The 22259-nt window shown below is 42.2% G+C and carries 21 protein-coding genes; 14 read left to right on the top strand and 7 right to left on the bottom strand.

Annotation, left to right across the window (positions count from 1 at the left end; genetic code table 11):
* Positions 1-24: 24 nt before the first annotated feature.
* On the bottom strand, positions 25-471 hold the full coding sequence (locus tag Q0Z55_RS05105; protein WP_297425091.1) for an Hsp20 family protein: 447 nt from the start codon (positions 469-471) through the stop codon (positions 25-27).
* 261 nt (positions 472-732) lie between these two features.
* Here Q0Z55_RS05105 and Q0Z55_RS05100 point away from each other — a divergent pair, with 261 nt between their 5' ends.
* The 3 genes from Q0Z55_RS05100 to Q0Z55_RS05090 are packed head-to-tail and all read left to right on the top strand — an operon-like array spanning position 733 to position 2109.
* The gene (locus tag Q0Z55_RS05100) at positions 733-1356 is read left to right on the top strand and encodes a glutathione S-transferase N-terminal domain-containing protein (RefSeq protein WP_297425087.1); all 624 of its coding nucleotides are present in this window, start codon (positions 733-735) and stop codon (positions 1354-1356) included.
* A 44-nt stretch (positions 1357-1400) separates the two neighbouring features.
* A complete protein-coding gene (locus Q0Z55_RS05095) occupies positions 1401-1685 on the top strand; it encodes a hypothetical protein (protein ID WP_297425084.1) in 285 nt (94 codons plus the stop codon).
* Position 1686: 1 nt separating this feature from the next.
* Positions 1687-2109, top strand: a complete 423-nt coding sequence (locus tag Q0Z55_RS05090) for a YqaA family protein (protein WP_297425081.1) — start codon at positions 1687-1689, stop codon at positions 2107-2109.
* Here Q0Z55_RS05090 and Q0Z55_RS05085 read toward each other — a convergent pair whose 3' ends face one another.
* Positions 2110-2835, bottom strand: coding sequence for an energy transducer TonB (locus Q0Z55_RS05085; protein ID WP_297425079.1), 726 nt, complete (start codon positions 2833-2835; stop codon positions 2110-2112).
* A 204-nt stretch (positions 2836-3039) separates the two neighbouring features.
* Between Q0Z55_RS05085 and rpmI the strand changes: the two genes are divergently transcribed.
* On the top strand, positions 3040-3234 hold the full coding sequence (gene rpmI, locus Q0Z55_RS05080) for a 50S ribosomal protein L35 (protein WP_122900225.1): 195 nt from the start codon (positions 3040-3042) through the stop codon (positions 3232-3234).
* Positions 3235-3245: 11 nt separating this feature from the next.
* Positions 3246-3605: a 50S ribosomal protein L20 gene (rplT, locus tag Q0Z55_RS05075; protein WP_005095799.1), complete on the top strand. Its 360-nt coding sequence runs from the start codon at positions 3246-3248 to the stop codon at positions 3603-3605.
* A 47-nt stretch (positions 3606-3652) separates the two neighbouring features.
* On the opposite strand, the gene Q0Z55_RS05070 is transcribed toward rplT, so the two are convergent.
* Positions 3653-4648 carry a hypothetical protein gene (locus Q0Z55_RS05070; RefSeq protein WP_297425073.1) on the bottom strand — a complete coding sequence of 332 codons (996 nt, stop codon included), beginning with the start codon at positions 4646-4648 and terminating at the stop codon, positions 3653-3655.
* Between the two features lie 154 nt (positions 4649-4802).
* Between Q0Z55_RS05070 and pheS the strand changes: the two genes are divergently transcribed.
* From pheS to Q0Z55_RS05055, 3 genes are all read left to right on the top strand, one after another.
* Positions 4803-5783 carry a phenylalanine--tRNA ligase subunit alpha gene (gene pheS / locus Q0Z55_RS05065; protein ID WP_297425070.1) on the top strand — a complete coding sequence of 327 codons (981 nt, stop codon included), beginning with the start codon at positions 4803-4805 and terminating at the stop codon, positions 5781-5783.
* Between the two features lie 107 nt (positions 5784-5890).
* Positions 5891-8272, top strand: coding sequence for a phenylalanine--tRNA ligase subunit beta (gene pheT / locus Q0Z55_RS05060; protein WP_297425067.1), 2382 nt, complete (start codon positions 5891-5893; stop codon positions 8270-8272).
* Entirely contained in the window at positions 8269-8565 is a 297-nt protein-coding gene (locus Q0Z55_RS05055; protein WP_067763456.1) for an integration host factor subunit alpha, read from the top strand. Before pheT ends, Q0Z55_RS05055 begins: the two co-directional genes overlap by 4 nt.
* A gap of 81 nt (positions 8566-8646) precedes the next feature.
* On the opposite strand, the gene Q0Z55_RS05050 is transcribed toward Q0Z55_RS05055, so the two are convergent.
* The 3 genes from Q0Z55_RS05050 to trxA all read right to left on the bottom strand — a co-directional run bounded on the left by Q0Z55_RS05050 (position 8647) and on the right by trxA (position 11263).
* Positions 8647-8934, bottom strand: coding sequence for a hypothetical protein (locus tag Q0Z55_RS05050; RefSeq protein ID WP_297425059.1), 288 nt, complete (start codon positions 8932-8934; stop codon positions 8647-8649).
* A gap of 421 nt (positions 8935-9355) precedes the next feature.
* A complete protein-coding gene (gene rho, locus Q0Z55_RS05045; RefSeq protein WP_297425056.1) occupies positions 9356-10624 on the bottom strand; it encodes a transcription termination factor Rho in 1269 nt (422 codons plus the stop codon).
* Positions 10625-10942: 318 nt separating this feature from the next.
* The gene (gene trxA / locus Q0Z55_RS05040) at positions 10943-11263 is read right to left on the bottom strand and encodes a thioredoxin (RefSeq protein WP_297425053.1); all 321 of its coding nucleotides are present in this window, start codon (positions 11261-11263) and stop codon (positions 10943-10945) included.
* A 264-nt stretch (positions 11264-11527) separates the two neighbouring features.
* Here trxA and ppx point away from each other — a divergent pair, with 264 nt between their 5' ends.
* Genes ppx through Q0Z55_RS05015 form a run of 5 tightly spaced genes read left to right on the top strand, consistent with a single transcriptional unit; the run spans position 11528 to position 16602 of the window.
* Positions 11528-13048 (top strand): exopolyphosphatase, encoded by a 1521-nt coding sequence (ppx, locus tag Q0Z55_RS05035; protein WP_297425050.1) that lies wholly within the window; start codon positions 11528-11530, stop codon positions 13046-13048.
* Positions 13049-13081: 33 nt separating this feature from the next.
* Positions 13082-13903 carry an acetyl-CoA carboxylase carboxyltransferase subunit alpha gene (locus Q0Z55_RS05030; protein WP_297425047.1) on the top strand — a complete coding sequence of 274 codons (822 nt, stop codon included), beginning with the start codon at positions 13082-13084 and terminating at the stop codon, positions 13901-13903.
* A complete protein-coding gene (tilS, locus tag Q0Z55_RS05025) occupies positions 13840-15186 on the top strand; it encodes a tRNA lysidine(34) synthetase TilS (protein WP_297425044.1) in 1347 nt (448 codons plus the stop codon). The genes Q0Z55_RS05030 and tilS overlap by 64 nt, the downstream gene beginning before the upstream one ends.
* A 12-nt stretch (positions 15187-15198) precedes the next feature.
* Positions 15199-16029, top strand: a complete 831-nt coding sequence (gene proC, locus Q0Z55_RS05020) for a pyrroline-5-carboxylate reductase (RefSeq protein ID WP_297425042.1) — start codon at positions 15199-15201, stop codon at positions 16027-16029.
* 24 nt (positions 16030-16053) lie between these two features.
* The gene (locus tag Q0Z55_RS05015; RefSeq protein ID WP_297425040.1) at positions 16054-16602 is read left to right on the top strand and encodes a YggT family protein; all 549 of its coding nucleotides are present in this window, start codon (positions 16054-16056) and stop codon (positions 16600-16602) included.
* Between the two features lie 50 nt (positions 16603-16652).
* Here the strand turns inward: Q0Z55_RS05015 and polA are convergent, their stop codons facing one another.
* A complete protein-coding gene (gene polA, locus Q0Z55_RS05010; RefSeq protein WP_297425039.1) occupies positions 16653-19403 on the bottom strand; it encodes a DNA polymerase I in 2751 nt (916 codons plus the stop codon).
* A gap of 109 nt (positions 19404-19512) precedes the next feature.
* Here polA and Q0Z55_RS05005 point away from each other — a divergent pair, with 109 nt between their 5' ends.
* Positions 19513-22167, top strand: a complete 2655-nt coding sequence (locus Q0Z55_RS05005) for a DUF2339 domain-containing protein (RefSeq protein WP_297425037.1) — start codon at positions 19513-19515, stop codon at positions 22165-22167.
* The last annotated feature ends 92 nt before the right edge of the window (positions 22168-22259 follow it).

The raw sequence follows: 22259 nt of genomic DNA, 5'->3' as shown, positions 1-22259 counted from the left end.
ATGCCTTATTCTACGGCAAGAATATTAAGCCTGTGTTTCAATTTGCTCAAGTTGATGTCCAATTGGAATTTGGCGCGGTAGCTTTTCTTCAGGGATAATGCGTTGTAAGTCAATTGACAGCAAACCATTTTGGTAATCGGCTTGTTGCACTTCAATATATTCATCCAAACGTAATGACAGTTTAAATGCACGACGGGCAATGCCTTTATGTAAGAACTCAACCTGTTCTTGGTCTTGTGCTTTAGGCTGTGCCGTAATGCTTAACACGCGATTTTCAAGGTGAATGGCCAATTCATCTTGATCAAAGCCTGCGGCTGCCACCACAATACGGTAAGTATTGTCACCGCGTTTTTCGATGTTATATGGCGGATAATTTGGAGTGTCGCTTTGCATGGCATAGTCGAAGAAATCATTTAAACGGTCAAAGCCAATACCACGACGAAATAATGGGCTTAAAGTCATGTTACTCATTGATAAAACCTCCTAAGGTTAGCAAAGTCATACAAATAAGTGGCTGCAATTCAATATTCGCAACCTGACGCTCAACATCCAAAACAGATCGTTTGCGTATTTTTTATATAGGTTTAGCTTAAAAAATTTCAAGAAAAAAATAAAAAAATTTATTTATAAAATTTTAATTAATTGTTTTTATAAAACATTTTCTTTACAAAAAATCTGCTTAAAGCATGTTATAAAAATTCTATTGATTAAAAAAACGGAGTTTAATAGTTCATGATTGATCTTTATTATTGGCCCACCCCCAATGGTCATAAAATTAGCATTGCCTTAGAAGAAATGGGATTTGAGTATCGAGTTGTGCTGATCAATATTAGCCAAGATGATCAATTTCAAGCTGATTTTTTAAAAATCTCACCCAACAATAAAATTCCTGCCATTGTTGATCAAGATGGACCGCGTGGTGAGCCAATTTCGGTATTTGAATCAGGCGCAATTTTGCAATACTTAGCTCGTAAAAGTGCTCAGTTTTATCCAAACGATGCAGTTGAGCGTATAGAAGTAGAGCAATGGTTGATGTGGCAAATGGGTGGTTTTGGCCCAATGCTAGGACAAAACCATCATTTTAGTCGCTTTGCTCCTGAGCGAATTACTTATGCAACCGAGCGTTATGTGGCAGAAACTAAGCGTTTATACAGGGTGTTAGATACGCAGCTTACAAATCGTGACTATGTTGCAGGTGATTACTCGATTGCAGATATGGCAATTTTGCCTTGGATTTTACGCCATGAGTGGCAACAAATTGATTTGGCAGACTATCCGCATGTTTTGGCTTATATGCAGCGTCTCACTGCACGTCCTGCGGTGCAACGTGCCTTGGCAATTCAGCTCACGGCTTAAATCTGCTACCATGCAGATGAATCTTTTTTCAATGGTCTGGGTCAATGCAACAGTTTTTCTTAAATTTAACGCGTATTGTTGAAAATAACGCACGAATCTATTTAAGTATTATTTTTGGTATTGCCTTATGCTTATTGTTGTTTGTGGCAGAAGCAGTGCATGTGCAAAAAATTGCGGAAAGTTTAGCCACTAAAGATCAAAATATGTTGCGCGCTGCGATTAGTCCGATTGCAGAGATTTATTCATGGGCGCGTATTGTGGTGTTGATTTTGATGTGTGTTTGGTCAAGTCTTGAATATAGCCGTACCAAAAAGCGTTTAGGTTTGTAATTTGGCACTGTTGCTGCTGTTTCTAAGTGCCTTTGGTGCAGCCACTTTATTGCCGTTACAATCTGAGGCGGTATTGCTAGGTTTATTAAGCCAAACCGATTACGCAGCAGCTTTGCTGATTGTTGTGGCAAGCGTGGGGAATATTTTAGGCAGTTGTGTCAATTGGTACTTAGGCGTTAAGGCACAACATTTTAAAGATAAAAAATGGTTTCCTGTATCAGAGCAAAAACTTAATCGCGCACAAAAGCTGTATCATCGTTATGGGTTTTGGTCGTTATTGTTGAGTTGGACCCCGATCATTGGTGATCCCATTACCTTGATTGCTGGTTTAATGCGAGAAAATTTCATCCGATTTTTACTGATGGTGAGTGTGGCAAAAATCGGACGTTATCTGTTTATTTATCTGGTATTTTGGTTATGGTAATCAAGCGCAATCATTAAGTTTAAATACAATCTCATCTTTTAAGGTATTGGGTTTATACAGCCAATATTTACGTGCTACGTTCAACCGTACCGATTGTGCAGCGTTTTTCACTTGTTGATCAATGTTATAGATGCCTGAGCCTTTGTTAATTTTGACTTGTTTAACATCGCCTTTTTTATTCACTTTTAATTCAAAAGCAACACGACGTGTATGCTGATTTAAATCATCTTCTGTTAAAGCCAAAACGGGTTGTTGCTGATAAGTAAAAGCAGCTTTTTGACCCTGTTGCTGTACTTGCCATACTTGCGAATTAAACTGATATTGGCAAAGTTCTTGATCATCGTGTTGATATTTCAAGTTAAAGACTTGATAGCCAATAATAGGTAAGGTGGTGTCTTGAACCTGATGCGGTTTGACTTGCGCGCTTGCTACGGCTTTGAGTAGTGCCTGATCAATTTTTTTGATACCACTACTTTCTTGGATACTGGCTTGGGTCACTTTACCTGTTTCATCAGCAGAAACACGTACAATTGCGCTACGATCTTGCCGATTTAAGTCTTGATTTTGATAATGCGGCTTTGGAAATTGCTGCCAATCAATACGTGTGGTGAGATGAGCGGGCAGGGCAGCTGAAGTTTGTGGGGTTAATTGTTGGGTTTTGACTGGCTCACTATGGGCAAGGCAAAAAGGTAAACTAAACAGTGCTACAGCGATAATTGCTTTCATAACCAATATTTTAATAAAATGGGCAAAAATAATGCGTTCCAGTATTTCCAAAAATCATATGGCTCGCAAGTAAAAAGATCATTTTATATTAAGCAACAATGCTTTTGTTTTAGACAAAGATGCTTTAGAATATCGGCTCCCTTACCTGCAGGTCGTTTTTGCAATGGTGCAGACGTTCCGAACAGGTGTTCAAAAGAGGTTGTTATGCCTAAGATGAAAACCCGCCGTGGTGCAGCTAAACGCTTCAAAGCGACTGCAAACGGTTTTAAGCGTAAACAAGCGTTCAAACGCCACATTTTGACCAAAAAATCTGCTAAGCGTATTCGTCAATTACGCGGCTGTGTAATGGTTCACGTAAGTGACGTTGCAGCAGTTCGCGCTATGTGCCCGTACATCTAAGGAGATTATAAATGGCTCGTGTAAAACGTGGTGTACAGGCTCATCGCCGTCACAAAAAAATTCTTGCTCGCGCTAAAGGTTACTACGGTGCTCGCTCACGCGTTTACCGCGTAGCGTTCCAAGCGGTAATCAAAGCTGGTCAATATGCTTACCGTGACCGCCGTCAAAAGAAACGTCAATTCCGTGCTTTATGGATTGCGCGTATCAATGCTGGTGCTCGTCAAAATGGTTTATCGTACAGCCGTATGATCTCTGGCTTGAAAAAAGCTCAAGTGATCATCGACCGTCGTGTACTTGCTGACATCGCTATGCATGACGCTGTTGCGTTTGCTGCTATCGCTCAAAAAGCGAAAGATGCATTGGCTGCATAAGTCTTTATGACTTGAAAAAAAGACCGCTTTTGCGGTCTTTTTTTTGTTTAAAATCCAAAATAATATGCAGCTGCACAAATCAGGGCAGTCATTAAAATCAGTTTAATCACATGTGTTGCACCGACTTTCTTGCTTGATGCTGTTGGAAAATCGAGTTTTTCATCTATAGCGCTATCTAATGGTGTCTGCGCACTTTGATGACTTAAGTGAGCAGTTGCATAGTGGTTGGCGACTTTTACAATAAATTTAGCGTGTAAATCCTCAATTTTTTCAGCAAAGTGTTTATATTGCAGATGTCGTTCTGCAGGCAAATCTTGAGCGTCTTGCTGCTGTGCTAATTTTCTTAGTGTCGCGATATGTTGCGTCAATGCATCTAACTGATGTAGGCGTTCATGCGCATAATCTGCTTGCACCTCGCTTGGGATTAAAGCCAGATAATCACTTTGATCTTGCGGATCTGGAATGCCATAGTAAGCCATGCCTGCATGGGGCACAGTAAAATCTTGAGCCAATGGGTGGTTAAACAATTCGGTTTGTAAAAATTGCTCAATTTCATCCCAATTGGGGCATTGTAAATCAGCAGCGATGTGTTTAGCCAGTTTGCTGTTAAGTTCATAACGCCATAAAGTTTCTACGCGGTTTACCATCTCTTGTCCAATTGGCGCTTCGTAATCTTGTTCCGATTGATACCAAGCAGCAAGTTCACGACCACACAGCCAAGCATGTTGGGCTTTTGGGCTATGGCTGACAATAAAATGTGCATAAGGAATCAGCTCAATATTGGGGTTGGGATTTTTTTCGTTAAGCAATAAACTGGAGCAATGTAGGCTTAAGCGAGTCACACCTTGGGCTTTTAAGCCTTCAAGCCAAATCTGAAAATGCTGTGCCAACAACTGCTGTGAGTTTAAATCCCGAAAGAAAAAGGCATGTTGCGCAAAAATCGCGTGATTGAGCCAACGACTCAAATTTAAGTCGTGAGCAAGATATTGATTGCCATAGCTGACTAAGGTCAATTGTTGTTGCCAAATGGGGTCTAGCGCCATGCCATCACTCTATTGAAATTTGTATTTATCTTAGCCTTTGTCAAAAGCGCCTAGCAATTAAATTTTCGTTAAAGACACGCTTCATAAAAATAGCGAAAAACTGTTAGAATGACAGGTTTTAATTATATTTCTAAATGTTGCTTTGAGAGTTACTATGTCACTGGAAGCCCTGACTACTGAAGCGCTTGCTGCCATCGCAGCAGCAGAGGACCTTGCTACACTCGATCAAGTACGAGTGCAATTTACCGGCAAGAAGAGCCAACTTGCCGAGCAATCAAAGTCTTTAGGCAAAATGGATCCTGAACAGCGTAAAGAGTTTGGTGCCCAAATTCATGCTGTACGTGAAGCAATCAATGCCGCTTTAACTGAGCGTCAAACTGCATTACAACAAGCTGCTTTAGCAGCCAAACTTGCCAGCGAAACCATTGATATTAGCCTACCGGGCCGTGGTCAAAGCGTTGGCAGTATTCATCCGGTTACTCAAGTCCAAGAACGTATTTGCCAATTTTTTACCAAAGCAGGCTTTTCTGTGGCAACAGGTCCTGAAGTTGAAGATGATTATCATAACTTTGAAGCCTTGAATATTCCGGGGCATCACCCTGCACGTGCCATGCACGATACATTCTATTTTGACGTCAATCATTTGTTACGTACCCATACTTCGGGCGTACAGATTCGTACCATGGAAACCCAGCAGCCACCAATTCGTATTGTGTGTCCGGGGCGTGTGTATCGTTGTGACTCAGATCAAACCCACTCACCGATGTTCCATCAAATCGAAGGTTTGTATGTTGCTGAAAAAACGAGCTTTGCAGAACTTAAAGGTTTATTGGTCAATCTTTTAAATGAATTTTTTGAAAAAGATTTAAAAGTACGTTTCCGCCCATCTTATTTCCCATTCACAGAGCCAAGTGCTGAAGTGGATATTATGGATGAACGTGGCAAATGGTTGGAAGTATTAGGTTGCGGTATGGTGCATCCAAACGTACTGCGTTCTGCAGGTATTGATCCTGAGAAATACACAGGTTTTGCCTTTGGTTTAGGGGTTGAGCGTTTTGCAATGTTACGTTATGGCATTAACGACTTACGTATGTTCTACCAAAACGATGTGCGTTTCTTACGCCAGTTTGCTTAAAACTTTTTATTTAATCCTCTCTTAACCTCTTAGCTTATACAGGAGGGCTACTCCTTGATTGGAGTTTGAGGGGGATTCTAAAGATTCAAATTACAGGTTTTATTTTAATGAAAATTAGCGAAAATTGGTTACGTACGTGGGTCAACCCAGCTATTGATAGCGACAAACTGTCTGATCAACTGACCATGTTGGGTTTAGAAGTTGATGACTTATCACCAGCCGCAAAACCATTTACAGGTGTAGTGGTGGGTGAAGTTTTAACGGTTGAACAACACCCAGACGCAGATCGTTTACGTGTAACGACTGTAAATATTGGCGCTGCTGAGCCACTACAAATTGTATGTGGTGCACCCAACGTACGCGTAGGCATGAAAGCGCCAGTGGCTACTATTGGTGCTGTTTTACCGGGCGATTTTAAGATCAAAAAAGGTAAGCTACGTGGCATTGAATCACAAGGCATGCTGTGCGGCGCATCTGAAATTGATTTAGAAGACAAAATTGATGGTCTGTTAGAGCTACCAGAAGATGCACCTGTAGGTGTTAATATCCGTGAATATCTTGAGCTTGATGACAACGTGATTGACATCAGTATCACCCCAAACCGTGGTGACTGCTTTAGCATTCGCGGTATCGCACGCGAGATTGGCGTGATTAACCAATTGGCAGTGACTACACCTGACATCAAAGAAGTTGCAGCAACCATTAGCGACGAAAAGCAAGTTGTGGTGTCAACAGAAGGTTGCCCACGTTATTTAGGTCGTGTCATTAAAAACGTCAATACCAAAGCACCAACACCAGTATGGATGGAGCGTGCTTTAGCACGTTCAGGCATCCGTCAGCACAGTATTTTGGTGGATATTACCAACTACGTGTTAATGGAGCTTGGTCAGCCATTACATGCTTTTGATGCGGGTCAAGTTCAAGGTTCAGTGCATGTACGTCAAGCCACAGCTGGTGAAAAGCTTGTTTTACTTAACGAGCAAGAAGTTGAATTACAAGACAATGTGATGGTGATTGCTGATGATGAAAAAGCGTTAGCAATTGCAGGGATTATGGGTGGCTTGTCATCATCTGTGACCGATGTAACCACTGAAATTTTCTTAGAATCTGCATTCTTTGCACCACTTGCGATTGCTGGTCGTGCGCGTAGCTTTGGTTTACATACCGATGCATCACAGCGCTATGAACGTGGTGTAGATTTTGAATTGCCAATGCTGGCGATGCACCGTGCTTCACAGTTAATTGCTGAGTTGGCAGGCGGTGAGTTTGGTCCAATTACTGTAGCAGAAAACCCAAGCGTGTTACCAACACGCGATGCAATTGAACTTAATCAAGCTCAAGTGGATCAATTGTTAGGTTATGAAGTGGCTTCTGACTTTATTACAGATGCGCTCACACGCCTTGGTTGTAAGGTAGACGTGATCGCACAAGGTCAATGGTCAGTTGTACCGCCATCGCATCGTTATGACATGGCCATTTACCAAGATTTGATTGAAGAAGTGGCGCGTATTCACGGTTACGACAACATTCAAATCAGCTTACCTGTGATTGATGCTCAATTGGCCAAATATCAAGATCAATTTGAATTGGCTCAGTTGCGTCAAACTGCGGTGACATTGGGCTACCAAGAAGCCATTAGCTTTAGCTTTGCTGATTTAAAACTTGAAAAGCAACTGAATCCTGCGGTTAATCCATTGGCATTGGCAAACCCAATTTCAAGCGATTTAGCGGTGATGCGCTCAACTTTGTTATCGAGTTTAATCCCTTGTGTACAGCACAACATTAACCGTCAACAAAGCCGTGTACGTTTCTTTGAATTAGGTTTACGTTTTGATTATCAAGATGCAAACACTATTCATGATTTAAAACAAATCCCAACCTTAGCCTTAATTGCAGTGGGTGCTAAAACTCAAGAATCTTGGCATGGTAAACCACAGCCAATGGATTTCTTTGATTTTAAAGGCGACATTGAAGAACTATTGGCAGCAGCGCGTGTCAAAGCGGATTATGTACGTTCAGAGCGTAGCTGGTTACATCCGGGTCAATCGGCAGAGATTATGGTCAATGGTCAGTCAATCGGTTACTTAGGTCGTTTGCATCCATCTTTAGAAACTGAGCTTGATTTAGGCATGACTTGGGTCGCTGAACTTGATCAAGCGGCTGTTTTGCAAATTTATGTATCTAATTTTACAGAATTATCACGTTTTCCGTCTGTTCGACGTGATATTGCGCTTTTAATTAGTGATAAGATTAATGTTAGCGAAATTCAGCAACTTATCGAAAAAACTGGCGGCGAGTTACTAGACTCAACTTGGTTATTCGATGTGTATACTGGACAAGGTGTAGAAGACGGCAAACGCTCATTGGCATTTGCTATTTTATGGCAGCATCCAAGTCGTACACTCGAAGATGCTGAAATTAAATCAGGTATGGATAATATCCTACAAGTGTTGCAAGACACTTACCAAGCGACATTGAGGGCTTCATGACAGCATTAACAAAAGCAGAAATGGCTGATCATTTAAGTGAGCTCACGAGTTTAAATCGTCGTGAAGCGAAACAAATGGTTGAGTTATTTTTCGATGAGATCAGCCAAGCGCTGATCTCTGGGGAACAAGTTAAACTTTCGGGTTTTGGTAACTTTGAGCTACGTGATAAACGTCAGCGTCCGGGTCGAAATCCGAAAACGGGTGAAGAAATTCCGATTTCTGCACGCCGTGTGGTGACTTTCCGTGCCGGACAAAAGTTCCGTCAACGCGTAGGTACAGAGCAGATCGATTGATCTGCTCTTTTTTTATTAAATTTTAGACAATAAAAAAGAGAGCCAAAGGGCTCTCTTTTTTCAAATAATCTAAAGTTTAGATTATTGAGCAGCAGCTTCAGAAGCAGCAGTCGCTTCAACAGCAGCGTCAACAGCTACAGCAGCAGCTTCAGATGCAGCAACAGCAGCTTCAGATGCAGCAGCAGCTTCAGATGCAGGAGCAGCAACAGATGCAGCTTCAGCAGCAGCAGTCGCTTCAGATGCAGCTACAACAGCTTCAGATGCAGCAGCGTTAGCGTCAGCAGCAGCTTCTTCAGTTTTTTTAGCACAACCAACGAAAGCTAAAGTAGTAGCAACTGCAGCAGCAATAGCGATTTTTTTGAATAACATGGCATCACTCTCTAAATATGAGATAAAAAAAGACCTGGGTTAGCCTGTTGTGTGCTGTTATTGCGCCTAATTTTTTATTAGGTTTAACAAGGCAGGAGCAGTCTAACGGGTATGCGAATATGCTATCACTGCGCTTTTTGAAATACCACTAGGCAATGTGAAAAAAAGCCACAAAAACGTAAAGAATCGCTGATTTTTTAACAGAAAATAACAATCAAGGCGAAGGTTTATATTGGAGAAATAACAAATAACTAGTTAAAAAACTTCGGTTTTTTTAGCTTGTCCTTGAATTGATTAAAATTTTGAAAATAAGTTTACATAAATTGGCATCAATTGTGTCGTTGTGTAACTTTTGTCAACCTAAACAAAAGGCTGTCGTTATAGACAGCCTCTGCTTTAAATCAGAATTTTTTGTGCCAGATTAGTTGCTGGCTTTACGCTTCATTTGATCAAAGAAATCATCATTGGTTTTGGTTTCTTTCATACGATCAAGTAAGAATTCCATGGCCACAAGTTCGTCTTGAGTATGTAGTAATTTACGTAAAATCCAAACCTTACGTAGATTATCTTCAGACATTAAGCGCTCTTCACGACGTGTACCTGACTTTTTGATGTTCATGGCAGGGAAGACTCGCTTTTCAGCAATACGGCGATCAAGGGTAATTTCTTGGTTACCTGTACCTTTGAATTCTTCGTAAATCACTTCATCCATCTTACTGCCTGTTTCAATCAAAGCAGTCGAGATGATGGTGAGTGAGCCACCTTCTTCAATATTACGTGCTGCACCAAAGAAACGTTTTGGACGCTCTAAAGCGTGTGCATCCACACCACCGGTTAAAACTTTACCTGATGATGGAATCACGGTGTTATAGGCACGGGCAAGACGGGTAATTGAGTCGAGTAAGATCACCACATCTTTTTTGTGTTCCACCAAACGCTTGGCTTTTTCAATCACCATTTCAGCCACTTGAACGTGACGAGCAGGGGATTCATCAAAAGTAGAAGCCACGACTTCACCACGAACTGTGCGTTCCATTTCAGTCACTTCTTCAGGTCGCTCATCAATAAGCAACACAATTAGAATGACTTCAGGGTTATTACGAACAATCGATTGCGCGATGTTTTGTAACAACATGGTTTTACCGGCTTTGGGTGGGGCAACAATAATAGAACGTTGACCTTTACCAATTGGAGCCACTAAGTCCACCACACGTGCAGTTAAATCTTCAGTGGTGCCGTTACCGAGCTCCATAATCAGCTGTTCAGTTGGGAACAGTGGCGTTAAGTTTTCAAATAAAATCTTGTTACGCGAGTTTTCAGGCGTGTCGTAGTTAATTTGGTTCACTTTGAGTAAAGCAAAATAACGTTCACCTTCTTTCGGTGGACGAATGGTACCGGTAATGGTATCGCCAGTACGTAAGTTAAAACGACGGATTTGCGACGGGCTGACGTAGATGTCATCTGGACCGGCAAGATAAGAGCCTGCTGCTGAACGTAAAAAGCCGAAACCATCTGACAGAATTTCGAGAACGCCGTCACCAAAGATTTCTTCCCCATTCATTGCGTGGCGCTTCAAAATCGCAAAGATAATGTCTTGCTTGCGATTACGTGCCATTCCTTCAAGGCCCATAAATTCGGCAATCTTGATCAGTTCGCCAATCGGTTTTTTCTTGAGTTCTGTTAAATTCATAGGTGGTCAGATAGAATGTAAGATTCTGGGATAAAGTGTAAGAAAGGAAGCAACATACGGGCGCAAACGGACAAGAGATGCACGTCATTGTTTTGTAAAGCAACAATTCAAAATTTGGAACGATCATTTCAGAATTGTGTAAAAACAATTGCTGTTGCCGAGTGGCATGTTATGTGTTGTGTCTTGTAAGAAAATGACAGGATTGACATCCTTTATTTCTTGAATAGCTAATATAGAAGACAAACGGGTTTTTGTCAATTTTAGTGCAAAAAAATACGCCGAGTGGTCTCAGCGTATGATTGGGCTGATGACATTGAATTAGATGTTGTCTTCAATAAACGCCGCTAACTTAGATTTTGGTGCAGCACCCACTTGAGTGGCAACCACTTCACCATTTTTAAACATCAATAATGCAGGGATGTTACGAATATTGTAGTCTGCAGCAACAGATTGTAATTGAGTGACATCAACTTTTACGATGTTCACTTTACCTTCGTATTCGCTTGCAAGGACTTCAAGTACCGGTGCAATCGCTTTGCATGGCGCACACCAGCCTGCCCAGAAGTCTACAAGAACAGGAAGTTCAGATTCTAAAACATCAGCTGCGAAAGTCGCTTCAGTAGTGTTTACGATAGACATGGATTTGGCTCCAGATGAATTTTTAAGACAGCTCTATAATTATTAGTATTACATAGCCGCCTATAACAATGTAGGGGAATATGACGATTTTGCCGTTTTCTTGAGAATTTGTCTAATAGATGATCACGATAGTGACTATCGTGTAACACAATTGTCACATCAGGAGAAAAAAGCTAAAGTTAGCAAAATCAGTGCATAAATGCCTTTTAAATTGCCGATAGGTGAATTAATCTAGGCGCAATTGTGCAAGGATTTGTGTAAATAATGTCTGATTTTTTGATTGATGAAGAGTTGCTTGCTGCCATTGATATGGGTTCAAACAGCTTCCATTTGGCAATTGCGCGTGTAGATCATGGCGAAGTCAAAAAAGTTGCCTCGATGTCAGAAAAAGTGCAATTGGCAGCCGGTCTTGATGAAAATAAAAACCTAACCGAAGCCGCGCAGCAGCGTGGTTTGGCATGTTTGGCGCGTTTTGTTGGACGTTTAAGCTCAGTGCAAGCCAACCGTTTGCGTATTGTGGCGACCAATGCTTTACGTCAAGCCAAAAACGGACATGAATTTATTCAAAAAGCCGCAGAAATTTTACCCAAACCAATTGAGATTATTGCTGGTCGTGAAGAAGCGCGCTTAATTTATTTAGGTGTGTCGCACAGCATGGAAAATAGCGGTCGCCGTTTGGTGATTGATATTGGTGGTGGATCAACCGAACTGATTATTGGTGAAGAATTTGAACCGATTCATACCGAATCTGTGCAAATGGGCTGTGTGGCCTTTACCAAAGCCTATTTTGCAGAGGGCGAAATTAGCGTTAAAGCTTTTGAACGCGCGATTACTGCTGCACGTAAAGAAGTGTCAGGTTTAGTCAACACCTATAAAGAAGCCGGTTGGGATACAGTGGTCGGTTCAAGTGGCACCATTAAAGCCTGTCGTCAGATTTGCGTGAATATGGGCTGGAGCAACGAAAAAGAAGAGCTCACCCGTGAAGGTTTAGACAAACTCAAAGACAAAATGCTCAAATATAAACATATCTCGGATATGGAATTTGAGGGCTTAAAAGAAGACCGTCGAGCAGTTTTGCCAGCCGGTGTTGCCATTTTGTACGCTGTTTTTGATGTTCTTAATATTGATAAATTGGTTTATTCAGATGGCGCTTTACGTGAAGGCGTAATGTACGACCTCTTGGGTCGTTTTCAACATGAAGATATCCGTGACCGTTCTGTGCATGCCTTAATGGGGCGTTACAATGCCGATCCTAAGCAAGCAGAACGCGTGGTGGCTACAGCACAAAACTTATTTGAACATGTCGCAGATGCCTTGAAATTAACTGTGGATGACAGTGATTTACTGCGTCGTGCCGCGTATTTACATGAAATTGGATTGGCGATTAGTCACAGCGGTTACCATCGTCATAGTGCTTATTTGTTACAACACTCCGATATTGCCGGCTTCTCGCAAATTGACCAAAACTACCTGTCGCATTTAGTGGCGTATCATCGTCGTAAGTTACGCCTTGATGCCAAATTGGATGTTTTACGTATCGGTGGTCAACGCTTAATGTACTTATGTTTATTGCTACGCTTGGCTGTTTTGCTCAATCACAGTCGTAGTGATGAGATGCTTCCTGCCATTGAATTAAAGGTCATCAATGCGCAACAATGGCAACTTAGCGTTTCTGGTGATGCCAAACAATGGCCTCTGCTCGTTGCCGAGTTACATGATGAACAAGTGCAATTTAAGCATTGGGATATTGAATTGAATATTCAGTCGGAACAATTTATCGATTAACGAACGGGTTAATTAAGGGATAATGGTCGACCTATGAAAAATAAAGCTGTATCTAAAGCATGGACAACAGTTCAAATTGCACGTCATCTGGAGCGTCCGCAATTTTTGGATTACGTTGGTGAAATCTTTGACGAATTTGACGCGTTGCATGGCGACCGCTTATTTGGTGATGATGGTGCCATGATTGGTGGTTTAGCCCGCTTTGATGGTCAACCTGTGATGGTGATTGGTCAACACCGTGGTCGTAGCACGCGTGAAAAACTGCAACATAATTTTGGTATGTGTAACCCTGAAGGCTACCGTAAATCACAACGCTTATTGGATATGGCAGAGCGTTTTAATTTACCTGTCTTTACGTTTATTGACACTATGGGTGCATACCCGGGTGTAGGTGCAGAAGAACGCGGTCAAGCTGAAGCAATTGCAACCAGCCTTGCGCAATTGTCGAGCTTAAAAGTACCTGTGGTTGCTACTGTACTGGGTGAAGGCGGTTCGGGCGGTGCTTTAGGTATTGGTGTAGCCGATCGTGTGGTGATGTTATCACACAGTATTTATTCGGTGATTTCACCTGAAGGCTGTGCCTCTATTTTATGGAAAACCGCTGAAAAAGCTGAACAGGCCAGCGAAGCTTTAGCTTTAACGGCAGAGAAGCTCAAGCAAATTGGAATTGTTGAATATGTGGTCGATGAAGGTGAAGGCGCGCATTTAAACACAGAAAAAGTGATGTATGCACTCAAAGATGTGTTAAAACAAGCCTTAGCTGAATTAGAACCAATGAGTGCCGAAGAGCGATGCGAAGCACGTTACCAACGTTTAATGAAGTTTGGCAGCAGCAACTTAGGTCTTGCCTCTTAAACACTTGGCCAAGTGCTGATGTAAAATTCTTAATTGCGTGTAGTGGCGGCATGGATTCCATGCTGCTGCTGCATGTGATGTCTGCATTATTTCCTCACAAAATCCGTGCCATTTACATTAACCATCAACTGCAACAACACAGTGCCAGTTGGGGCGAATTTGTGCGCCTTGAATGTGAAAAACTCAATCTTAACTGTGTGGTGGCTGAGGTTGACGTACAAAACGGCAATCTAGAAAACCAAGCCCGTATTGCCCGTTATCAGGCTTTTGAGCAGCATATTGCCCCTGATGAAATTTTAGTGCTGGCTCATCATCAACAAGATCAAGCCGAAACGGTATTACTGCATTTGTTTTCAGGCAGTGGGGTAGATGGTTTAAGCGCTATGCGCATCCATGATCAAAGAACACATTTGAATATTTGGCGCCCCTTGTTAAATCTATCGCGTGAGCAGATTAGCCAATGGGTGCAGCAACACCATATTGCCTATATTCAAGATCCCACCAATTTTGATACCCATTATGATCGGGCGTGGTGCCGTGAAAAGCTATGGCCGTTATTACAATCGCGTTTTCCTCAAATGCAGCAAGCCATTAGCCGCAGCAGTGTGCTGATGCAAGATGCTGCTGAGATTTTGGCAGAGGTAGCAAAGCAAGATTTAGAGTTTTGTGGCGATGCCCATCAACTTGATCTTAACTTATTACAACAGTTGTCTATGCCAAGACAACGGCAGTTGCTGTCCAATTGGATCAAAGGTCAAGCAGCATATCGCCCAAGTTTAGCCACAGTGGAGCGCATACAAAGTGAAGTGATTGCCGCAAAAAGCGATGCACGGTCAGCTTTACATCATGCAGGATTTTATTATCTGCGCTATCAAAATGTCTTATATAAACTAAGCAAAGCTGAGTATTTAGCCCAACAGCAAAGCCCAGTGCCTCAAGAATTGAGTGTGTCTTTAGACCAAAAGATTAAGCTGGCAGCCGGTGAATTTTGTATTGAGCAACAGGCGTGGGGTCTAAGTTGGGATTTGCTTGAGCAGCCTTTGTCTGTCATGCCGCGTATAGGTGGCGAGAAGATTCACTTACATGGGCGCGTTGGACATTGGCCACTTAAAAAAGCCATTCAAGCGGCGCAAATTTTTCCTTGGCAACGACATCAGATACAAATATTAAGTAAAGATAATGTTATGCTAGGTGTTTTTACCCCCAAAGGATTTTGGCTTGCCGAGTCGCAGTATAATCAACAGCATGGCTGGCAACCTCAATTATTGTTTTCTACCCCTTGAGCAAGAGAGATCATGAGCGCTGTTTTAGATTGTAATATTAGTTTTATTGGTGGCGGCAATATGGCACAAGCCTTAATTGGTGGCTTAATTGCTCGCGGTTTAGCACCGACACGTATTACAGTGTCTGATCCAGTAGAAGGGGTGCGTGATCTCCTTGCTGAAAAAGGCGTGCAAGTTACCACAGACAATGCAGCTGCGGTTTTAGTTGCCGATGTTGTGGTATTTGCAGTCAAGCCACAAGTCTTGTCTCAGGTGTTAAAACCACTACATGGTTTATGTGATGGCAAATTGATTGTATCTATTGTCGCGGGTGCAGAAGTGGCAACAATTGCCAATTTGTTAGGCACAGAGCGTGTAGTACGTGTGATGCCAAATACACCAGCTTTGGTGCAAATTGGTGCACATGGTTTATTTGCCAATGAAGCTATGAATCAGGCAGATCGTGATTTAGCCAGCCAAATTTTGGCGGCAACAGGTTTAACCATTTGGGTACCTGTTGAATCGCAAATTGATGCAGTAACTGCGGTATCAGGTTCAGGACCTGCTTATTTCTTCTATATGATGGAAAGCATGATCCGTGCTGGTAAGAATTTAGGTTTAGATGAAAAAACTGCAACAGCTTTAACCTTACAAACAGCATTAGGGGCTGCCCAAATGGCGATCACCAGTGCCAATAGCCCAGCCCAATTACGCAAAAATGTCACGTCGCCAAATGGCACCACACAAGCGGCGATTGAAGTATTTGACCATGCACAAATTTCGCAAAATATTCAAGCTGCCTTAGCTGCAGCCAAAAGCCGTAGTCAAGAACTGGCACAAGAGTTAAGCGAAAGCAGCAAATAAATTTTTGATTAGGAAAATTCAAGTATGGGTTCAACCTCTGCGCTATTTTTTGACATTATTATTAATGTCGCAATTTTATTGCTGTTCTTCCGCTTTTTAATGCAATTGGCTGGGGTGAATAGCTATAACCCTGTGGTGCTGTCTACCACCAAAGCCACTAAAATTGTTGATGTATTTGGGCGTATTTTGCCTACCATTGCAGGTGGACGTGTCAATTTGGCGGCATTGGTACTAACCGTTTTATTGTATTTCCTGAAAGTATTTGGCTTTAAATATTTAAATGCACAACCCACAGGTGGGGCAGGCTACTTTATTTTAACCACGGTGTTGTCGATGCTGCATTCATTAGTATCGATCTTAAAGTACTTATTGTTTGCTTATATTATTTGTAGTTGGATTTTAATGTTTAGCCAAACACGTTCGCCTTATATTGACGTGATTCAAGAATTGGCCGAACCTATGCTGGCGCCGTTTCGTAAGATTATGCCCAATATGGGAATGATTGATTTGTCGCCTATCTTAGCGTTTTTTACCTTGTATATTGCACAAATGATGCTCAGCTCAATTGTATAAATCAAGATTTAAAAAAAGGACGCCGTGGCGTCCTTTTTTTTATTTAAAGTTTAGTGAGCTTCGTCCCAGTTGAGTCCTTTGCCTACTTCAACAATTAACGGTACAGACAACTGCATCACCGATTGCATCACCTCACGCAATTGCTCAGCCAATTGGTCGGCAATTTCAGCATCCACTTCAAATACCAATTCATCGTGTACTTGCAGTAATAATTTAGCTTGATCTTGAGGCAAAATTTTATCTACTTCAATCATGGCCATTTTAATAATATCAGCTGCTGACCCTTGTAGCGGTGCATTGATGGCTGCGCGTTCAGCTGCTTTACGTACCATCATGTTGCGCGCGTTGATGTCTGGCGTATATAAACGGCGACCGCTAATGGTTTCAATATAGCCTTGCTCTAAAGCCACTTGACGGGTGCGTTGCATATATTCATAAATACCCGGATAACGATGGAAGTATTTCTTAATATAATCTTGTGATTCTTGACGACTAAAACCCAACTGACGGGTTAAACCAAATTCTGACATACCATACAGCAGACCAAAGTTAACCGCTTTGGCTTGACGACGTTGATCACCGGTTACATCTTCTAATGCAATGCCTAAGACTTCGGCCGCTGTACGACGATGCACATCTTGATTGTGATTAAAAGCATCCACTAAAGCATCATCTTGAGAAAAATGCGCCATTAAGCGTAACTCAATTTGTGAGTAATCGGCTGCCAGTAATACACGACCTTGTGGTGCCACAAACGCTTTACGAATTTGACGCCCAATTTGCTCACGCACTGGAATATTTTGCAAGTTTGGGTCGGTTGATGATAAACGACCTGTTGCAGTTAAAGCTTGATGATAACTGGTATGCACACGCGCACTACTTTCATTGGCTTGTTTGATTAAGCCATTGGTGTACGTGCTTTTCAGCTTGGTTAAGCCGCGATAGTCTAAAATCAACTCAGCAATCGGGTGCTCTAATTTTTCTAAAATACTTTCATTGGTGCTGTATTGACCTGTTGAGGTTTTTTTACCGCCTTTGAGTCCTAATTTTTCAAATAAGATTTCACCGACTTGTTTAGGTGAGCTGACGTTAAAGCTTTCACCGGCAAGTTCAATGATTTGCTGCTCTAAACTTGCAATGGCAGCTTCAAAATCATTGCCCAATTGCGCAAGAAAAGCCAAATCCAGTTGAATTCCATTTTCTTCCATAAGCGTGAGTACACGCGCGGTTGGCATTTCAATATGGTGTAAAATATGGCTCAGTTCAGGCACAGCTTTGAGCTTTTCATCTAAGACTTCATATAGACGATAGGTCACATGAGCATCTTCTGCAGCATAAGCGGCAGCCACTTCAAGTTCAATTTGATTAAAGGTTTTTTGCTTGGCGCCTTTACCGGCAATTTGCTCAAACGTAGTGGTAAAGTGACTTAAATACACGCGCGCTACATCATCCATACCATGACGAGTCGCCACAGAATTTAAGACATAAGAGGCGAGCATGGTATCAAAATACCAACCTTGTAAATGAATGCCATGATTTTCTAACACATGCGCATCGTATTTAAGATGATGGCCAATTTTATCAATATTTGGATTTTCTAAAATCGGTTTAATTTGCGCTAAGATGACATCGCGATTTAATTGTTGCGGTGCACCTTCATAATCATGTGCCAATGGGACGTAATAGGCATCTTGGGCATCAAATGCCACCGAAAAGCCGACAATTTCCGCAATACGATAATCTAAACTCGTGGTTTCGGTGTCAAAAGCAAAACGGGTTGCGGTATTTAAACGTGCCCATAAGCTGTCCCAATCGGCTTGGCTTAAAATGGTATGGTATTTGGCTTGGCCCAATTGGTCATCTTGACTGGTTTCTGCGGCTTGTTGTACAGCTTCAGGGCTTTGCGTAGCCAAAGCTTGATTGATTTTTTGATATTGCGAGCTGTTAGGGTTGTTGGGATGATCAAGCGACTGTAATTGATTACGAAACTCAAGTTCGGTGTATAAACGACGTAATTCATTGACATTAGGTTCTTGAATTTTAAGATCGTCATAACCGAAAGTTAAATCAAGGTCGCAGACAATACTCGCCAGTTGATGATCAAGCGCAATCCCTTCTACGCTGTCTTTAATATTTTGACCAACCTTACCTTTAATTTGATCGACATTTTCTAAAATACTGCCAATCGAGCCATATTCGGTGAGTAGCTTGGCTGCGGTTTTTTGTCCGACACCCGGTACCCCCATAATGCCATCAGAGGCATCGCCCATGAGGGTTAAGTAATCAATAATTTGATGTGGCCACACCCCAAATTTATCAAAGACGCCTTGTACATCCATTGGGCGCTCTTTAAAGCTGTCTTCTAAGGTCACTTTTTCAGTCACCAATTGCGCCATGTCTTTATCGCCTGTGGAGATCAAAACTTGATGTCCTAAAGCTTCGGCACGTTTTGCTAATGTGCCAATAATATCGTCAGCCTCGGCACCCGATAAATAATGCAGTGGAATCCCTAACGCACGAATTAAGTCGTGTAAATAAGGGATTTGCTCGGCCAACTCGCTTGGCATACTTGGACGATCACCTTTATACATGGGCGATAAATGATGACGAAAAGTTGGCTCTGCGGTATCAAAAATCACGGCCATATGGGTTGGTTGGGTGCGACGCATCAATTTTTGAATGGCAGAAATTGCGCCACGTACCGCATTGGTATGTAAGCCTGTTGACGTGGTTAAAGGCGGCAGGGCGTGAAAGGCACGAAATAAAAAATATGAGCCATCCACCAAAACAAATGGGGGCATGAGAGATCCTAATTTTTGCAACTAACAGTATTGGCTTTGATTTTAACACTATGCCATTCAACATCCCATCGACTGATGTATTATCAACAAAACACTTGAGAATAAAATCATGGTGAGTCAGCAATCTGAACAACGCATGATGTGGCTGTTGAGCTTGCTCGTGGTGGGGATTGGTTCGTGGTTTGTGCTTGATCATCCCATCGTGAGTTTGTTATGTGGGGCTGCATTTGTGATCAGTATTATGCAGTACGTGAATGCTTTGGCACACAAAGCCGAGCCACAGCACATGGCACGTTCACGGGTTCCTTTATATTTGGCCTCAATTTTGGCGGTATTTGCCGCGTTTATGTCGTGGTCGTGGTTATTGGCGGCTGCATTGAGCCTATGGATTTATTTTTTACTCAGTTGGCTACGGCATATCGAGCAGCGCTTAGAACAACAGCCGCAATACATTCCCAATACAGCGGTAGAAGCACCCTTTGCTAGCACTAACCTAAGTAATACACCTTCTGCTGAGTATCAAGCTTCCTTGCCCAACAGTTTGACCGATTGGTTATTGAGCGGAAATTTGGTGCTAAAGGGCGCCATTTTAGTGTTAGTGATTGGCGTGGTGCTGTTGTTGCGCTTTGCCACCGAACATTGGCAAATCAGTTTAAATCTAAAACTGGCTGCTGTGGCGATCACTGCTACTGCCATCACCGCCTTTGGGGTGTATTTAAGCGCTAAAAATCGTAGCTTTGCCTTGGCCTTACAGGGTTTAGGGATCGCCACGTTGTGCTTCACGTTATTTTTTAGCTACTACAATCAAATCCTAGCCAATTTTGCTGTGGTCAGTGTGCTGTTTTTAGCACTGATGGCTTTAAGTATTTATTTAAGCCTCAAGCAAAACAGTCGCGAATTGGCACTCATGGCCATGCTGATTGCTTATGTTGCGCCTTTTACTTTGCCGATTCGCAATGCCAGTGCCACTGAATTTTTGAGCTACTACTTGGTGGTCAATTTAGTGATGGGCGTACTCACCACATTGCGTCCATGGAAAGTGCTCAATCAGGTGGGCTTTTTAATTACCTTAGGCATTGCAGGCGGCTATGTGCTGTTGCATGCCAATGACACTCAACAAGATCAGATTGCGCTTTTGGTGGTATTACACAGCCTGTTGTTTATTTGGTTGGCTTTTCGTTTTAGTCAATTACTGCGTAAGCAAGATTTACACAGCTTTTCTTTGCAACCGAGCTTAGATTTAGGCTTGTTATTTGGTGCACCATTACTTGCCTATGCGTGTTTATATTTGATTTATTTTGAACAGACCATGATGCAAGCTGCTTTAAGTGCTGGTTACGCCGTGTTATATGCTGTTCTATATGTGCTTGCTAAACAGCAACAACAGATGGGCTGGATTAAACAAAGCTATTTAGCTTTAAGCTTAATTTTCGCAGCTTTTATTCCTGCAATTATTTTGCCTGCCGAATGGGGCGTCATGGGTTGGGCTATTTTAGGTATAGCGATGCTGGTGATTGCTTTAAAACGTGATTCTGACATTGGGCGTTATATTGCCATGGCTTTGCTGGCAATTGCAGGTGGGGTGGCTACCTATTACTTTGTGGAATTAAGCGATGTACCACGTACGGTATATTGGATTTTAGCGGTATGTTATAGCGCAGCAATCATTTTTAGCAATATTCAGCCACATGCACGTCAGCAACTCAAAAGCTTAGATGTGTTATTGCTGAGCGGCTTAATGTTGGTCAATGTGGTGTTGTTACAGTGGTTAGTGCTCGATGCATTAACAGGTCCACTGCAAAGTGTCAGCACGCTTTTAATCTTGAGCGTGGCATACCTGATCATCAATGAGTTATTGACGTATCGCGGTGCAACGTGGACATGGGCTTTGCCAAAATGGATTGGTTTAGTACCTATGTTTGCTTACGCTTTTTGGTTGCTGTTTGCCCATACGCAAGCGGGCGTGATTGTTTGGGATAGCGGGCTTGAACAAGGCTTATTCTGCGCAGCTTTGCTGTGTATTGCTGCAGTCTGTATGCGACCGCTAAGCGCACTTGAGCAGGATCGTGAATGGATTAGCTTAACCACCTTAATCAGTTTGGCTTTGGCAAGTAGTAGTCTGTTACCACATATGCCATTTGTGGGTTTAGTGATTTTACCGCTTGGTTTTGCGCTGTGGTGCGCCAAACAAGGTCAACCGTGGCAGCAATTTTGGCAAGCTAGAAGCGCGTTGGTACTAATGGCGATGTGGATGATCAGTTCGCAGTTGTTTGAGCAGCATAGTTTTAATGCTTATATTTTGCCGATTTTAAATCCTTTTGATGCGGTGAGCCTTGCGGTATTGATTGCTTTTATTTGGGTGTTGCTACAACAACAAAAATCTGGCTTAGAGCAAGGTTTAGTTGGGGTGTGTAGTGTGCTTGGCGGCTTATGGCTGAGTAGTTACATCATGCTACGTGCTTTACATGTGTATTTAGACACGCCGTATAACGAAACTGGCCTTTGGCAAGATTCGACCGTACAACTGAGTCTGACTTTACTTTGGGCAGTTTTGGCTTTAATCACCATGCAATTTGCTAGTCGTCGTCACTTAAAAGGGATATGGGTGTTAGGCGGCAGTATTTTGGTGTTGGTCAATCTAAAATTAGTGTTACTCGATTTGGCCAATATTGGTACTTTAAGCCGTGTTTTGTCATTTTTGGGCGCAGGTGTGATTATGCTAATTATTGCTTATATTGCTCCGATGCCTAGTGACTCTAAATAACAAAAAGCCCAACATGATGATCTGACCCCAAAAAGTTGGACTCCAAGTTAGGTAGATTCTAAGGACTGATTTCTGTATTCAACAGGGGTCAG

This window comes from uncultured Acinetobacter sp., assembly GCF_947626835.1.
GTDB lineage: Bacteria > Pseudomonadota > Gammaproteobacteria > Pseudomonadales > Moraxellaceae > Acinetobacter.
This window is presented reverse-complemented; position numbering and strand designations above follow the sequence as displayed.